This window comes from Streptococcus mitis (assembly GCF_000960025.1).
In the GTDB taxonomy this organism is placed as follows: domain Bacteria; phylum Bacillota; class Bacilli; order Lactobacillales; family Streptococcaceae; genus Streptococcus; species Streptococcus mitis_DH.
The window spans coordinates 1-16,808 of the sequence record NZ_JYGQ01000004.1; the positions used below are offsets into that span (position 1 = coordinate 1).

The window sequence follows — 16,808 nt, forward strand, 5'->3', positions numbered from 1 at the left end:
TGGGTTATCTGGGTTAACTGGTTCAACACGTTCTGAAAGGGTTACAGTGTAGACTTGGTCACGTGCTGTATCGTAGTCATAAACCTTCGCACCACCTGATGTGAATTCATCGCTAACAAGTTTATAGCCTTGTTTCTTGAATTCTGTGATTTGACTTGTTGTACTGTAGGCAATGGCTTCACCTGACTTACCTGTCACTTCATCTGTTGTGAGAACACGGTTACCGTTAGTGCTTACATAACGGATAACAGCTTTTTGAGCATCCTTACGATAAGTAACTGTTTCAACACGGTCTTGGTCTTTAGCTTGAACTCCACTTACAGCTGGGATTTCTGATTTATCCGCTGTGTAACCTGCGATGGTTGGTGATACCACTTTATCAAACGTATCATCATTAGTTGTCCAGTCTTGGAAGTCGATATGACCTGTTACCAAGTTGACATTGCTCCAACGTTTGAAGTTCAGTGTTTCAACCACATCATCCTTAGCCTTGCTTCCATCTTCGTAAACGTAATGGATGGTACGGCTAACACTTTCCTTGTTGTCCAAGTTTTCAACTGTTCCTGGCCAACGTGGGCTATCTGGTTGTCCTGGATTGACTGGGGTGTTTGGTTGTGGAGTTGGGTTATCTGGGTTAACTGGTTCAACACGTTCTGAAAGGGTTACAGTGTAGACTTGGTCACGTGCTGTATCGTAGTCATAAACCTTCGCACCACCTGCTGTGAATTCATCGCTAACAAGTTTATAGCCTTGTTTCTTGAATTCTGTGATTTGACTTGTTGTACTGTAGGCAATGGCTTCACCTGACTTACCTGTCACTTCATCTGTTGTGAGAACACGGTTACCGTTAGTGCTTACATAACGGATAACAGCTTTTTGATTTTCTTTTTCAATGACTACATTAGAGTCTTTACCTACAGCATCTAAATCACTATCATCGTTTGGATCAATAGTTTTAGTTTCTGCATCATATCCGCGAATAGATTGGTTGTCACTAATTTTCCAACCAACTGGTGCTTGAGGAATTTCAGTAACATCTGCTCTTGTTGTGTCATTAAAATCGTTTTTATATTGTCGACGAATAGCATCTTCTTTATTCTCGACTACCTCACCATTTGAATTGATGTAATGTCCATCTTTGTCAACTAAATTGATATAACCTAAGTCTTTATACCAAACGTTGACAACTGTTTCATTTATATAGTCTGGGTTAACTGTTAACTCATCAACACTCTTGGCATCTGCGTAGAAACCTGGATTGACCGGTGTCATAACTTTCTTGAAAGTATAATCCAAATCTCCGATAGCACGTTTCCGACGACGTGAACTACCTTGTGCTGCATGAGCCTCAATAGCACTCTTTAATCTCAAGCTCGCTTCTTGATCTAACGGAATATTCCATCCGCCTTTTATATTTGCCTTTGCATCTTCAACTCGAAGTCCCTTTACAGGTTTTAAGGCAGTTTTATCTTTTTCTACTGACTCTTTATCTACTTCAGAAGTTTTTTCAGCCACCTTTGATTCAGCATTTCTCTTTTCAGCTGATTCAATTTTGCTAACTACTTCAACTTTATTAGCAACTTTGCTAGTAGTTGCCCCTCTAAGTTCCAAAGCGATAACTGCTGCTTGAAGATCAGACTCAGCTTGAGATAATTCTGACTCTGCCACATCTGCTTTATTTAATAATCCTTTAGCAGATTGGATACTAGTTTGAAGGCGTTTTACACTGTCTTCAGTGTATAACTTAAGCTCCAATTTTTCTGCGCGCAAAAGGGCCGTTGATAATTTTGTCTTATCAACAGCATTTTTAGAAGATACTTCTTCTTTCTGAATTTTAGCTTCTTCAACTTTTTCTGCTGGCGCTTTAGCTTCATCAGTTTTAGCTGGAGTCGTTTCTACTGGGTTAGCAACAGTTGGAGCTGCATAAGTTGTTTCTTTTTTAGGTGTATAAACTTCTGCTGGTTTAGTAGCTTCATCTACCTTATCAACAGAAACACTATTAGTTGCCTCAGGATGTTGTTCCTCCGCTTGTACTGCTTGCGCATTGGCAGCAGTTCCCAAGACTAAGGCTGTCCCGAGCAAGACACTAGCCGCACCAAAGTGATACTTACGAATAGAGTATCGTTGTTGCATACTATACCAGTCAAATGATTTCTTATGTGAATGTTTCATTGTGAACTCCTAGAAAGTATTTTATAGTTTTAACTCTACAACTATTCAATATATAAATCAATATTTTCTGAAGAATTAATATATTCTGTTTTTGCACCTAAGAGCCACTTATCTTATTCTAAATTTTCTGATTACTAACGACAATTTTCTTACTCTAAGTTTTTTGTACTTTTTAGACAAAAACATGATATAATAAATTAAGGAGGAAATACCTATATGCGTAACCTTTTATCTACGAAAGATCAGCGACAATTACGTTTAATGGAAACCTTGATTCAAAATCGTAATTGGATGAAATTGCATGAACTTGCCGAAAAGTTAGGATGTACAGAACGAATTCTAAAAAGTGATTTAAATGAATTACGTGCTGCTTTTCCAACTATTGACATCCAATCTTCTGTTAACGGAATTATGATAGATTTAGAAGTTAATACTAGCGTTGAAGATATTTATCAATATTTTCTTGCTCATTCTCAATCTTTTCAATTACTAGAGTATCTGTTTTTTAATGAGGGCCTACCTATTTATCGAACAATAGAAAATCTTCACTCTAGTAATGCCAACCTCTATCGATTGGGCAGAAATATTACAAAAACTCTGTCAACTCAATTCCAAATTGAACTATCATTTACTCCATCCGAAATACGTGGCAATGAAATCGATATTCGCTATTTTTTTGCCCAATATTTTTCTGAGCGCTATTATTTCCTAGACTGGCCTTTTCCTGACCTTCCTGAAGAGGATTTAACAGAGTTCACTGACTTCTTCTATAAGATCACGAATTATCCAATGCGATTTTCAATCTATAGAATGTACAAATTGATGATAGCCATCAGTATTTACCGCATTAAAAACGGTCATTTCATCGACTTACCAAATCATTTCTACGATGAATACTACCCTCTTTTGATGAGTATTCCAAACTTTGAGGAGATACTTGTCCATTTTTCTGAAAAACTGGGACTGGAAATCACCCCAGATATCATTGCCCAAATTTTTATATCCTTTATTCAAAACAATCTTTTCTTAGATCCTCAAGAATTCTTCAACTCTTTAGAAGATAACAGTGAAGCAAGATACTCTTACCAATTACTTAGTCAAATATTAGAACGCCTAGCAAAACAATATAAGATTACTTTTACTAACCACGATGAGCTTATTTGGCATTTACACAACACTGCTTTCTTTGAAAGACAGGAAATCTTTTCTACCCCAATCTTATTTGAACAAAAAGCATTGACGATTAAAAAATTTGAAGTTTACTTCCCAGACTTTATGGGAAGTGCACGTCAAGAACTGGCCCAATATCGTCAGGCAATTGGACAGCATGACCATCCTGAACAGTTGGAACACTTGATGTACACCATCTTAACCCATGCTGAAAACCTCTCTACTCAGTTGTTAGAAAATCGACCACCTATCAAGGTTTTGATTATCAGTAATTTTGACCATGCTATATCCCTTACCTTTGTTGATATGCTTTCCTACTACTGTAATAACCGCTTTACCTTCGATACTTGGGATGAATTGGAAACGAGTCCTGAGATTTTAAATCAGACAGGTTATGATATCATCGTGTCTAATTTCTATATTCCAGGAATTACCAAGAAGTTTATTTGTCAAAATCATCTGTCAATAATGGATTTGGTTAATCATCTTAATACTTTATCAAATGAGATTCATTTGTCCAATACTTTATAAGCTAGAAAAAAGTCAGCATAATCCTGCTGACTTTTTCTCTTATCTGATTTCTAAACTTCCTTAACAAAAACCAATTCCTGTGGTTGGGACAAATCTTCTCGGTAGGCAAATCCGGCAAAGTTCAAGCGACGTGCTTCCTCCACAGTTTGTACTTGATTTTCTATTAGAGATGTTAGGAAGGCACCACGCGCTTTCTTGGAAATGGTTGAGTGAATCTTCAGCTGACCACCTCTATCCTCCATGAATTTGAAGGTCACCATTTTTTCTCTGATTTCCTTAGAAAACACAGTCTCAAACTCGGACGACAAGAGAGAAAAAATCATTTCTTCCTGCTTCACAGCTTCATCATAGGCTGCCTTCCAATGGCTCTTCAAAGTCTTACCAGCGACTTTTAACTTCATCAAAAAGTCCAAACGGTGAGGGGCTATGGGTGACAAGGCTGGTACGACTCCGTACAAAGCCGAAGTAATAAAGACATGATTTTCAAGATAGGCCTGTTCTGCATCGTTCAGTTTGTCTCGCTTGATGTGGCGGTACATCAGCCCATCAAAAAGTTTCAAGGCTGGGTAGTGTTGAGCAGTCTGCCTTTTCAAAACTTGGATATTTTGAAATTCTTCCGCCGCCTTCTCAGCTGATACCTTGTAAAAACTCTCCAATTGACTAGCAGAATAGAGAGCCAAGGCATCCAGCACAGCCTGACCTTCTGGTTTTAAAGGAGTGGCTTCAATACTTGGCAAATCTGTGTTCATTTCTTTTGCTGTTGGAATTAAAATTTTCATATTAATAGTGTAGCATATTTTTTTGCCACTACCAAGAAATTCATCTAAAAAACCTCGGTTTGAACGAGGTTTTTCTGTTTATTTTGGCCATCCTAACCAGATAGCCACGAGAACAAGGGCTAGGCCTGCTAAACTTGTTAAGATAGATAAGAATTTATCTTTTTTCTCCTTGAACTGAGAAAAACCTATCTTCAAAGCGAGCAGTCCGAGTAGCATTGAAGCAACCATCACATAAAAACCCATTTGTTTGTCCTCCATTAGTCTTAATTTACCTTATTATAACATATATTTCTTAAATAAACCTTTTTTACTGCACTTTAAATGTCTTGAGATAGTTGTCTTTTCCTACTTGACCTTCGAAGGTTTTACCATTTTCAAGGTAAGGAAGGTCATCTGATACTGAGGCCTTAACCTTGTAAATCTTGCCATCAACTTTAAAGAAGTAGACGGTGTCGCCCTTGATAACAGCTGATTTGAGGTCTTCCACCACACCCTTGATACTTTCTGTCGTTTCATTATCAATTTCAAGGTCGTTTTTATTAGCGTACTTGCTGAGTAGCTCTTCCACTGTCGTAGCTACGATAACGTTTTGGTACTCGACTGCATCTACCAAAGCGTACTCTTTGACCAAGCCAGCATTGTCCTTCAAGCCCATGATGTAGAGAGGTTTGTCATTGAGGTTGATGAGGATTGGGAAGGTTGCCTTGTAGGATTTCTCCTGAACAGCACCTTCGGCTGATTCACGGGCTGATTCTTCGGTCGCAGAAGCCAAACTATACTTAGTGATTTCTCCTGTTCGCATATTTTCAAGGATAAAACCAAGATTACTTTCATCTGCATTGGCCGATGTCACTCCTGTGTATAGGTAGATGTCATTGCCGATAGACAAATAATTATATCCCTTGGTAGTCTGGGTCACGTTTTTCTTGGAAATCATAGCATTCCAGAAACCGTCCTTGTACTTGCCGTTATAGTTGATTTGCTCGATGGTTTCCTCAGCTGGATAAACCCTGTCCACCCATTCTGGAACATCTGCCAAGCTGTATTCCTTGGTTTCTCCATTTGTGGCATCCAAGATAATGACTGAAACAGGACGAGGAACCGCAAGCCCAAATTGCTTTTGGTAAACTGTAGCCACATAGAAAGGATTGCCCTCATCGTCCACCTCAAAAGATGGAGTCTTGAAGATTTTAGTTGGGTACTTCAAGCGTAGGTGACGTTTGACATCACGGTTAAAATATTCCGAGTCTGAATATTTGATTGGTGTCTTCAAGTCCACCAAGTCCGCATTTCCAGTTACCATATCCACCTTGATATATTCGCCGATTCCCTTGGCTTGATTATTAAACCACTTGATAGGATCTGCGTATTCTAGTGGCGTAACTCGATAAGGTTTTCCATCAATCGTCAATTGGGTATAGGTGTCTGCCGCTACGTACTGCGACACCTTATCCGTTAGGGAACCCAAGTAGCGGTCACCAATTTTTTCAGCAGTACTTCTATCTAGAATAGGAACCTTACTGGTGTCACTCTTAGGAAATTCAGTAAAGTCTTTTTCAGTAACCGTGACTACATTGGCATAATTCTTAGCCTGAAAAATGCTAGAAGTCACCAAGGAAACCAAGGCTGCTAAGAGAAGAATTCCTCCAATAGAAGCTAAAAGGATTTTCCCTAACCAATTGATTTTGAAACCCTCCAGATTTAAGGCAGCTTCTGCCTTGCCGTGGCGCACATGCACCGTTTTGACCAGATTGATTCCCTTGCCAAAGCCAAATAAGATTGCTACAACCAGCAAATGCCCACAGAGGAAAAATAGAAATTCCCAGCTGGTTAGGTTAAGGGGCGGTAAAAAGATATACCAGGTCGTTGCGATAAAAATAAGTTCGAAGACTATTCGTTTCATTTGCTTTCCTCCTAAATGATTCGTCCTTCCAAGTGATCCAGTTCATGCTGGCAAATCTGAGCTGGGAAGCCTGTCAAGGTAATGGTCTGTTCCTGCCACTTGCTGTCACGATAAGCAACCCTTATGATTTCATAACGCTTAGTAGGTCTCACACCTGTCAAGGACAAACAACCTTCCTCTGTCTCATAAACTCCTTCAGAGGACAGGAGCACTGGGTTAAACATGACCACAGGAACCAAGCCAAGATTAAAGATAATCACGCGCTTCTGCACCCCAATCATATTGGCAGCCAGACCGACACAAGTCTCACGATTTGCTAAAAGCGTATCCTGCAAATCTCTGGCAAGATAAAGGTCTTCCTGACTTGCCGGCTGAGACACCTGAGATAAAAACAAAATATCCTTTACAATTTTCTTCTCCACTTCCTCACACTCCACTTACTTTTTACTATATTATAGCAATTATAGCACAAAAGCCGATAACTGCAAGCCCTTTCCCTCAACTGTAGCAAAAAGCCATCCGAAGATGACTTTTTTTAAATCGCATTCTTGTCAAAGCCAAGTTTACGTTGAATAAACTTAACAATTTCGACGATAATAATCATTGAGAAGCTTCCGCCCATAACGATTCCCCATTGTGACAAGTCTAGTTTGGTTACGTGGAAGATTCCTTCAAGCGGTTCTACGACAATTGTTGCCATAAGAAGGATGAAGGATACCAAGATGGACCAGTTGAAAGTCTTAGACTTGAATGGTCCAACTGTCAAGATGGACTGGTAAACAGACTTGACATTGTAGGCATGGAAGAGCTGAATCAAACCAAGGGTTGCAAAGGCCATAGTAAGGGCATCAGCATGAATAGCATGATTATCACCCACATGTACTGGGTAAGCAATCGCAAGTCCATAAACACTCATAACAATAGCTGCTTGGAGTACACCTTGATAGATGATAGAAGTCAGAACACCACCTGAGAAGAAGCTTGCCTTACGACCACGTGGTTTATGGTTCATGACACCAGGCTCAGCAGGTTCAACACCTAGTGCAATTGCTGGGAAAGTATCGGTTACCAAGTTGATCCACAAGAGATGAACTGGCTGCAAGACATCCCAACCAAACAAGGTTGATAGGAAGATGGTTAATACTTCAGCAGTATTGGCAGAAAGTAGGTACTGAATAGTCTTTTGAATGTTTGAGAAGACCTTACGTCCTTCTTCAACTGCGACAATGATGGTCGCAAAGTTATCATCTGCAAGAATCATGTCAGAAGCTCCCTTAGAAACCTCTGTACCAGTGATTCCCATACCGATACCGATATCTGCTGTTTTCAGAGCTGGCGCATCATTGACACCGTCACCTGTCATGGCAACGACTTTACCTTGTTTTTGCCAAGCCTTCACGATACGAACCTTGTGCTCTGGAGACACACGGGCATAAACAGAGTATTGACCAACTACTTTTTCAAAGTCTTCATCTGACAATTCATTGAGCTCAGCACCAGTTAAAACGTGGCCTTCTGTATCGTTTGCATCAATGATTCCCAAACGTTTGGCAATCGCTTCTGCAGTATCTTGGTGGTCACCTGTAATCATGATTGGACGGATTCCCGCTTCCTTAGCCACACGAACAGCCTCAGCAGCTTCAGGACGTTCAGGGTCAATCATCCCAATCAAGCCAGTAAAGATTAAATCATTTTCAAGCTCTTCAGAAGTGAGGTTTTCTGGAATGCTGTCAATAATCTTATAAGCACCTGCAAGGACACGCAAGGCTTGGTGAGCCATTTCAGAGTTGTTTGTATGAATGAGGTTTGTAACCTTCTCATCAATCGGAGCAATATCCCCAGCCTTGTCACGAAGAACACAACGTTTCAAAAGTTGGTCTGGCGCACCCTTGACTGCTACAAGGAAACGACCATCTTGCAATGGGTGAACCGTTGACATGAGCTTACGGTCAGAGTCAAATGGCAACTCAGCCACACGAGGATATTTCTCTAAGAATCCTTTGACATCGTAGCCCTTGTCCAAGGCATATTGGATAAAGGCTGTTTCGGTTGGGTCACCAATCAAGTTACCTTCCACATCGATTTTAGTATCATTTGCCAAGACAACTGAGCGAAGTAGGGGCATTTCAAGACCTAGTTCAATGTCATCAGCTGAGTCATGTAGGACTGCATCGTAGAAGACTTTTTCGACTGTCATCTTGTTCATGGTCAGCGTACCAGTCTTATCAGAAGCAATGATTTCTGTTGAACCAAGTGTTTCTACTGCTGGCAACTTACGAACGATAGAGTTTCGTTTGGCCAAAACTTGAGTACCAAGGGCAAGAACGATGGTCACGATAGCAGGGAGTCCTTCTGGAATGGCTGCAACAGCAAGGGCAACAGAGGTCATCAACTCACCAAGTGGATCTTTTCCTTGAATGAAGACTCCAACTACAAAAGTAACAAGGGCAATGACCAAAATTACATAGGTCAAGACCTTAGAAAGGTTGTTCAAGTTTTGTTTGAGTGGTGTATCAGTCTCATCCGCATCTTGAAGCATACCAGCAATATGACCAACTTCAGTATACATACCAGTATTGACAACAACACCAAGACCACGACCATAAGTCACGTTAGAGTTTTGGAAGGCCATGTTGACACGATCACCGATACCAGCATCTGTAGCAAGTTCAACTGTCAAGTCTTTTTCGACTGGCACAGACTCACCTGTAAGAGCTGCTTCTTCAATTTTAAGAGAGTTGGCTTCAAGCAAACGTAGGTCTGCTGGTACAACATCACCTGCTTCGAGGGCAACGATATCTCCAGGTACCAATTCTTTAGAGTCAATCTCCGCCATATGCCCATCACGAAGAACGCGGGCAGCTGGACTAGACATAGACTTGAGGGCTTCAATGGCTTCTTCTGCTTTCCCTTCTTGGTAAACACCAAAGGCAGCATTGATGATAACCACAGCTAGGATGATAATAGCATCTGCGATATCTTCCCCACCAGAAGTCACGACTGACAAGATTGCTGCCGCAACTAGGATGATAATCATCAAATCCTTAAATTGCTCGATGAATTTGACCAGGATTGATCGTTTCTCTCCTTCTTCGAGTTCATTGTGGCCAAATTCGGCAAGGCGCTTTTCCGCCTCACTTGATGACAAACCTTGCTCGGTCGCATCCACAGCCTGCAAGACCTCTTCAGGACTCTGAGTGTAAAACGCTTGGCGTTTTTGTTCTTTTGACATGTGTCTCCTCCTTGACATTGTGTGCAAAACAGACTCTCTTTTCCCCATCGTATCTTTTCACGACAAACAAAAAGAGACCTGTTAATCATAACAAGTCTCGCTGTTTAAGATAGTGCCGGAAAGCATACTTTTCAGTATAAAATTCGGAATGACGACACTATCACAGGTTTCTGCCAGCTACTCCCTTGAGTAGTACTATTATACCAAATTTTGGAAAGTTTTCAAAGAGTAAAAACTGCCTTATTTGAATTTTCCCTTGAAAACCAGTATAATGGTAGAATGCTATATGACTAGAAAGGAAGTTGAATGAAGCAATCTATCTCAAATCTCAAATTAGCTGAGCGTGGGGCCATTATCAGCATTTCAACCTATTTGATCTTGTCTGCAGCCAAATTAGCAACTGGCCACCTCCTTCATTCGTCCAGTTTGGTAGCCGATGGTTTCAACAACGTATCCGATATTATCGGAAATGTTGCCCTCTTGATTGGGATTCGGATGGCGCGCCAACCTGCAGACCGTGACCACCGTTTTGGCCACTGGAAGATTGAGGATTTGGCTAGCTTAATCACTTCCATCATCATGTTCTATGTTGGCTTTGATGTTCTAAGGGATACCATTCAGAAGATTCTCAGTCGTGAAGAAACGGTCATCGATCCTCTTGGTGCAACTCTAGGAATTATTTCTGCATCGATTATGTTTGTAGTTTATCTCTACAATACTCGCCTCAGTAAGAAATCCAACTCCAAGGCACTAAAGGCAGCAGCCAAGGACAATCTTTCTGATGCTGTCACCTCACTTGGTACTACCATTGCCATCCTGGCCAGCAGTTTCAATTATCCCATTGTGGATAAACTGGTTGCCATTATCATCACTTTCTTTATCTTGAAAACTGCTTATGATATCTTCATCGAGTCTTCTTTTAGTCTTTCAGATGGCTTTGACGACCGTCTGCTTGAGGACTATCAAAAGGCCATTATGGAAATTCCCAAAATCAGCAAGGTTAAGTCCCAAAGAGGTCGCACCTACGGTAGCAACATTTATCTTGATATTACGCTAGAAATGAATCCTGACTTGTCTGTTTTTGAGAGTCATGAAATCGCGGATCAAGTCGAGTCTATGCTGGAGGAACGTTTTGGCGTCTTTGATACCGATGTCCATATTGAGCCAGCGCCTATCCCTGAGGATGAAATTTTAGACAATGTCTACAAAAAATTGCTTATGCGCGAACAATTGATTGACCAAGGAAATCAACTGGAAGAACTCTTGGCTGACGATTTTGTCTATATTCGTCAAGATGGAGAGCAGATGGATAAAGAGGCCTATAAAGCCGAAAAAGACTTGAATTCTGCTATCAAAGACATTCAAATCACTTCCATCAGTCAAAAGACCAAACTCATCTACTATGAATTAGATGGCATCGTCCATACCAGTATCTGGCGACGCCACGAAACCTGGCAAAATATCTTTCATCAAGAAACCAAAAAAGAATAGAGAAATCCTGTCATGAGACGGGATTTTTCTATTCTTCTAGCTATCAAACTCACTGAGATACTCATAGCGTTCGTATTTTTCAAGGAGTGCTTCGTTATTCTCATCTAATTCTTTTTGGAGAGTAGCCAGCTTACCAAAGTCAGAACCATTGGCCTGCATCTCCTCTTCAATAGCAGCGATACGATTTTCCAAGGTTTCAATATCGCCTTCAATGCTTGCCCACTCCTGCTTTTCTTGGTAGGTCATGCGTTTCTTGTCTTCACGGACCTTGACCACTTTCTCCTTTTCGACCTTTTGCACTTGATTGGCCATCTCTGTTTCAAAGGCTTTTTCATCAAGGTAATCAGTGTAATGACCAAAGAAAGGACGAATTTTACCATCCTCAAATGCAAGAATCTTGGTCGCTACCTTATCCAAGAAATAGCGGTCGTGACTAACAGTCAAAACTAGACCCGCAAAGCCTTGCAAGAAATTCTCCAAAACTGTCAAAGTCGCAATATCTAGGTCATTTGTCGGTTCGTCCAAGAGAAGAACATTTGGTTTTTCCAAGAGTAATTTGAGGAGATAAAGACGTTTTTTCTCTCCCCCAGACAATTTCTCAATCAAGGTTCCATGCGTCGAACGTTGGAAAAGGAACTGCTCCAGCAACTCTGCAATTGAAGTCGTAGAACCACCGCTGGTCTTGACCTCTTCTGCCACTTCCTGCAAGTAATTGATCACTCGCTTGCTTTCATCCAAGCCCTCAATTTGCTGAGAAAAATAGGCGATGCGAACAGTTTCCCCTATGACAACTTGGCCTTCAGTTGGATCAAGACTTCCAGCAATCAGGTTGAGCAGGGTTGATTTCCCAACACCGTTGTCCCCAACGATTCCAATACGGTCTTTGGCCTGCACCAAGAGATTAAAATCTTGCAAAATGGGCTTATTTTCATAGGCAAAGGAAACATCCTGAAACTCGATGACTTTCTTCCCAATACGACTGGTTTCAAAGTTCATGGTCAAATCTGTTTCAGCAACGCCACCTGAGACTTCTTTCTTCAAGTCGTGGAAACGATTGATACGAGCTTGCTGCTTGGTTGCACGCGCCTGCGGTTGTCTGCGCATCCAGGCCAATTCTTGCTTATAAAGTTGTTCTTTTTTGTGAAGAAGAGCCGCGTCACGCTCATCCTGTTCCGCCTTAAGGCGAACATAGTCCTGATAATTGCCCTGATATTCGGTCAAGCCTGCGCGATCCAATTCGAAAATCCGTGTTGACAAAGCGTCTAAGAAATAACGATCGTGAGTGATAAAGAGAACTGTCTTCTTAGAATTTTTTAAAAAGAGGGTCAGCCACTCAATAGTCGCAATATCCAGATGGTTGGTTGGCTCATCCAAAAGCAAGAGGTCGTGGTTGCCAAGTAAAACTTGCGCCAATTGGACCCGTCTTCTTAGACCACCTGACAATTCCCCAACAGGAGTAGATAAGTCCTGAATACCCAGCTTGCTGAGAACGGTCTTGACCTGACTCTCAATTTCCCAAGCTTGGAGAGAGTCCATTTCTGCCATGACTCGTTCCAAACGCGCTTGCTTGTCCTCACTATAGTTGAGCATAATCAATTCATACTCACGAATAAGCTGGATTTCCTTGAGGTCGCTAGATAAAACCGTATCTAAGACCGTCTTTCTATCATCAAAATCAGGATCTTGGGTCAAGTAACCAATCTGGTAATCATTCTTAGCTGAAAAGGGACTGACATCCCCATCAAAGCCAGAAACACCAGAAAGAACATCTAAAAGGGTGGTCTTGCCAGTCCCATTGACACCAATCAGACCTATTCTGTCTAGGTCATGGATGATAAAGGAAATATCTTTAAAAACGGTCTTGTCACCGACGGATTTACTTAGTTTTTCAACGATAAAATCACTCATTTTTTCTCCCTTAGATAAGCATGGATGGCTTGACGGTCATTTTCCAATTCTCCATCGACAATGGCATACTCAATCTCTGTTAAAATCTCTCCCAAGTCTGGACCTGGTTGGTAGCCATATTCCTTAATCAAAATGCCACCATTAATCTGAATTTCTTTCTTGTCATGAATGGTCAAACTCTGATAGGTCTCTGTGATGACTTGCGGGTTGACTGGTTTTCCTTGAGCCTGACGAAGATTTTCAGCCTGTAAAAGTAAATCTAAATCAAAGCGATAACAATCGCGCTTGCTCAATTCTCCCTTTTCACGCAAGGCCAAAATAGTCAGCAAATCCTGAACTTGCTTGGCAAACTGGCGTGAGGTCTTCCAAGCCTTCAAAAATGGCTGCGCATTTTCAATCTCCAAAGCCCACAGTAGAGCTGCCCAGGCTTGTTCAGAGGATTTAAAGGTGAAATCAGTCTCCAAATCAAACAGTCTATTAAGCTCGTCCTGGCTAGATGCCATATCAGGGAGATAGTCATAAGCTTGACTCTCAATCATGGAAGCCAAACCCCTTCTCCAAAATGGAGCCAGCAAGAGTTTATCAAACTCAACGAAGGTACGCTCCACAGAAATTTTCTCCAAAAGTGGCGTCAAAATTTTCATAGCTTTAAATGTTTCTGACTCAAGTTCGAAGCCAAGACTAGCCTGAAAACGAAAACCACGCATAATCCGCAAAGCATCTTCGTTGAAACGCTCACTTGCCACTCCAACTGCTCGTAAGACTTGCTTTTCCAAATCTTCTAAACCATGAAACAAGTCAATGATTTCTCCTGTATCGTCCAAGGCAAAGGCGTTGACTGTGAAATCACGGCGTTTGAGGTCTTCTTCTAGCGAGCGCACAAAAGAGACCGCACTGGGTCTGCGATAGTCCACATAGACATCCTCTGTCCGAAAAGTAGTCACCTCATACTCCTCGTCCCCATCTAAGACCAAGACAGTTCCATGCTCGATTCCGATATCGGCTGTTCGCGGAAAAATCTGCTTGGTTTCTTCTGGATAAGAAGACGTCGCAATATCCACATCATGGATAGGACGATTGAGGAGGGCATCTCGAACAGAACCTCCAACAAAATAGGCCTCAAAACCTGCTTCTTTAATTTTTTCTAATACTGGTAAAGCCTTCTGAAATTCAGAAGGCATTTGCGTTAATCTCATAATAAGTGTTCTAATCCATAGACAAGCTCATGACGCTTGACAACTTCTTTAATTCCCAAATTCACCCCTGTCATGAAGGAGCTGCGATCATAGGAGTCATGACGGAGTGTCAATCCTTCTCCCTGATTGCCAAAGATGACTTCCTGATGGGCTACCAAGCCTGGCAAACGAACTGAGTGGATGCGCATGCCATCAAAGTCAGCACCACGAGCACCTGCAATCAATTCTTCCTCATCTGCTGCACCCTGCTGGATAGACTCTCGAACTTCTGCCATTAACTCAGCTGTTTTAATAGCAGTTCCACTCGGAGCATCCTTTTTCTTGTCATGATGGAGCTCGATAATCTCCACATTTGGGAAATATTTAGCAGCCTGCCTTGCAAATTGCATGAGTAAAACAGCACCCAAGGCAAAGTTAGGAGCGATTAAACCACCCAAATTTTGTTCACGAGAAAATGCTTTCAGCTCTGCAATTTCTTCACTCGTGAAACCAGTTGTTCCAACTACTGGAGCAAAGCCATTTTCAAGAGCAAAGCGTGTATTTTCATAGGCAACAGCTGGTGTAGTAAAGTCTACCCAGACATCTGCTTCAAAACCGACCAAATCAGCCTTATCCTTGAAAACAGGAATACCCTGCCATTCTGATTCAGACTCAAAGGGATCCAAAACTGCTACCAAGTCCAAATCTGAATCAGCCAAGACCATCTGACAAGCAGCTTGTCCCATCTTTCCCTTAAAACCAGCAATAATTACTCGAATACTCATCTCTACTCCTGACTAAGATACAAAGGACGATAGCTGCCCTTGAAAAATAGGGAATGACGCTGACTTTCCATGAAAGGCAAGACAGGCATCTTTTTTCAAGAGGCAGGTAGTCCGTGTTCAATTTCTAAGATACAAAGCCTGTAAGAACACAGAGTGAAAATAGGAGTTCTAATCAAGGAGTGTCTCCTCCTTGGAAGAACTATCTTTTTCACAAAGGGTTCCAGGCGTGTTCAATTATCAAGATACAAAGGGCCTTAGCTGCCCGTGAAAAATAGGGGATGGCGCTGACTTTCCATGAAAGGTAAGACAGGCATCTTTTTTCAAGAGGCAGGTAGTCCGTGTTCAATTGCTATTTCTTAACTAGCCTAGAAGCGCCAACTAAATCACTGGAATATAACCCAGAGCAATGCTTCCTGCTCCTAGGTGTGTCCCAATGACACTACCAAATGTAGCAAGTGAAATATCCGTACCCACTTCAGAATCTAGCAAGTGCTGACGCAATTCCTCAGCCTTTTCAGGAGCATTCCCGTGAATGACAATGATACGATATTGGCCTGAAGCTGTGACTTCCTTGATAATCTCAATTAAGCGCTTGGTTGCTTTCTTTTCAGTACGAACTTTTTCGTAAACTTCAATCACACCTTGGTCATTGAAATAGAGGATTGGCTTAATGCTTAGCAGATTGCCCAAAATCGCAGCTCCATTTGAAAGGCGTCCCCCTTTTACCAAATGATCCAAATCATCGACCATGATGAAAGCAGATGTGTGACTAATTTGAATAGCTAGCTTATCCTGAATAATGGCAAAGTCATCGCCCTGGTCTCGCCAGTTAAAGACACTTTCAACCATGATACCCAGAGGAGCACTTGTAATCAAAGTGTCTGGGAAGGCAATGGTTAAGCCCTCATAATCATCGACCATGTACTGGATATTTTGGTAAAAACCTGAAATTCCAGAAGATAGGAAAAGCCCCAAAGCATGGGTATAGCCTTGTTCTTTGAGCGAAGTTAGAATCTCATCTAACTTGGCAATACTTGGTTGACTGGTCTTAGGCAATTCAGAAGCCTGAGCCATTTTTTGGTAAAATTCCTCAGCAGTCAGATTGATACCCTCAACATACTCCTCACCATCAATATTGACAGGAATATCCAAGACATATAAATCTTCTCTTTGCAAGGTATCTGCACTGAGATAGGCAGAGGAATCTGTGATAACAGCTAATTTCATATTAGAACTCCAAATTGATTCCTGGTAAGTCTAATGCAATTTCAGTTACTTCGTAAGTCAAACGGTTGAGCATGTTCAAACATGGACGAGCCAAGGTTTCCACTTCTTCTTGGTTCAATTCACTTGGTTCGTTAACAATACGACCATCGATATGATTCACCTGTGAAATGGTTCCACTGATGACAAATTTATCAAATACAATCATAAAACTCAAGACAACAATCAAGGAAGTCACTTGATTTTCTTGGTCATGTTGAATTAATTGGAAGTTCACATCCACCTTAGTTTCAGGAGCTCCATTTTCATTTTCCCATTCAAAATTACGCGCATCAAAATGATACTGACTAACAAATTCTTGTTCACGTTTAAGATTCATGTCTTTCTCCCTTGGCTACAATATTATAAGCTATTGTACCATAATTTTTTATTTTCATC

At 41.3% G+C, this 16,808-nt stretch carries 13 protein-coding genes; 2 read left to right on the plus strand and 11 right to left on the minus strand.

Annotation, left to right across the window (positions count from 1 at the left end; all coding sequences use genetic code 11):
- On the minus strand, positions 1 to 2,172 hold a 2,172-nt coding region (locus TZ91_RS10425), incomplete at its 3' end, for a mucin-binding protein (RefSeq protein WP_045597491.1).
- Between the two features lie 216 nt (positions 2,173 to 2,388).
- Between TZ91_RS10425 and pclR the strand changes: the two genes are divergently transcribed.
- The gene (pclR, locus tag TZ91_RS06945; RefSeq protein ID WP_033686553.1) at positions 2,389 to 3,873 is read left to right on the plus strand and encodes a virulence transcriptional activator PclR; all 1,485 of its coding nucleotides are present in this window, start codon (positions 2,389 to 2,391) and stop codon (positions 3,871 to 3,873) included.
- A 50-nt stretch (positions 3,874 to 3,923) separates the two neighbouring features.
- Here pclR and yaaA read toward each other — a convergent pair whose 3' ends face one another.
- The 5 genes from yaaA to TZ91_RS06970 form a co-directional block, all read right to left on the minus strand.
- On the minus strand, positions 3,924 to 4,652 hold the full coding sequence (gene yaaA, locus TZ91_RS06950) for a peroxide stress protein YaaA (RefSeq protein WP_033686552.1): 729 nt from the start codon (positions 4,650 to 4,652) through the stop codon (positions 3,924 to 3,926).
- Positions 4,653 to 4,730: 78 nt separating this feature from the next.
- The gene (locus tag TZ91_RS06955; RefSeq protein ID WP_033686551.1) at positions 4,731 to 4,895 is read right to left on the minus strand and encodes a YczI family protein; all 165 of its coding nucleotides are present in this window, start codon (positions 4,893 to 4,895) and stop codon (positions 4,731 to 4,733) included.
- Positions 4,896 to 4,959: 64 nt separating this feature from the next.
- Complete coding sequence (locus tag TZ91_RS06960) at positions 4,960 to 6,555, minus strand: hypothetical protein (RefSeq protein ID WP_033686550.1); 1,596 nt, start codon at positions 6,553 to 6,555, stop codon at positions 4,960 to 4,962.
- Positions 6,556 to 6,566: 11 nt separating this feature from the next.
- Positions 6,567 to 6,977, minus strand: coding sequence for a peptide deformylase (locus tag TZ91_RS06965; RefSeq protein ID WP_023948119.1), 411 nt, complete (start codon positions 6,975 to 6,977; stop codon positions 6,567 to 6,569).
- Between the two features lie 113 nt (positions 6,978 to 7,090).
- On the minus strand, positions 7,091 to 9,787 hold the full coding sequence (locus TZ91_RS06970) for a cation-translocating P-type ATPase (protein ID WP_033686549.1): 2,697 nt from the start codon (positions 9,785 to 9,787) through the stop codon (positions 7,091 to 7,093).
- A 306-nt stretch (positions 9,788 to 10,093) separates the two neighbouring features.
- Between TZ91_RS06970 and mntE the strand changes: the two genes are divergently transcribed.
- Entirely contained in the window at positions 10,094 to 11,278 is a 1,185-nt protein-coding gene (gene mntE / locus TZ91_RS06975; RefSeq protein ID WP_033686548.1) for a CDF family manganese efflux transporter MntE, read from the plus strand.
- Between the two features lie 36 nt (positions 11,279 to 11,314).
- Here the strand turns inward: mntE and TZ91_RS06980 are convergent, their stop codons facing one another.
- The 5 genes from TZ91_RS06980 to TZ91_RS07000 all read right to left on the minus strand — a co-directional run bounded on the left by TZ91_RS06980 (position 11,315) and on the right by TZ91_RS07000 (position 16,749).
- Positions 11,315 to 13,186, minus strand: coding sequence for an ABC-F family ATP-binding cassette domain-containing protein (locus tag TZ91_RS06980; protein WP_033686546.1), 1,872 nt, complete (start codon positions 13,184 to 13,186; stop codon positions 11,315 to 11,317).
- On the minus strand, positions 13,183 to 14,382 hold the full coding sequence (locus TZ91_RS06985; RefSeq protein WP_080702827.1) for a CCA tRNA nucleotidyltransferase: 1,200 nt from the start codon (positions 14,380 to 14,382) through the stop codon (positions 13,183 to 13,185). Before TZ91_RS06985 ends, TZ91_RS06980 begins: the two co-directional genes overlap by 4 nt.
- The gene (dapB, locus tag TZ91_RS06990) at positions 14,379 to 15,146 is read right to left on the minus strand and encodes a 4-hydroxy-tetrahydrodipicolinate reductase (RefSeq protein WP_033686544.1); all 768 of its coding nucleotides are present in this window, start codon (positions 15,144 to 15,146) and stop codon (positions 14,379 to 14,381) included. The genes TZ91_RS06985 and dapB overlap by 4 nt, the downstream gene beginning before the upstream one ends.
- A 378-nt stretch (positions 15,147 to 15,524) precedes the next feature.
- Positions 15,525 to 16,373, minus strand: a complete 849-nt coding sequence (locus tag TZ91_RS06995; RefSeq protein ID WP_024057227.1) for a DegV family protein — start codon at positions 16,371 to 16,373, stop codon at positions 15,525 to 15,527.
- A gap of 1 nt (position 16,374) precedes the next feature.
- Positions 16,375 to 16,749 carry a DUF1149 family protein gene (locus tag TZ91_RS07000; protein ID WP_001050081.1) on the minus strand — a complete coding sequence of 125 codons (375 nt, stop codon included), beginning with the start codon at positions 16,747 to 16,749 and terminating at the stop codon, positions 16,375 to 16,377.
- Positions 16,750 to 16,808 lie beyond the last annotated feature (59 nt).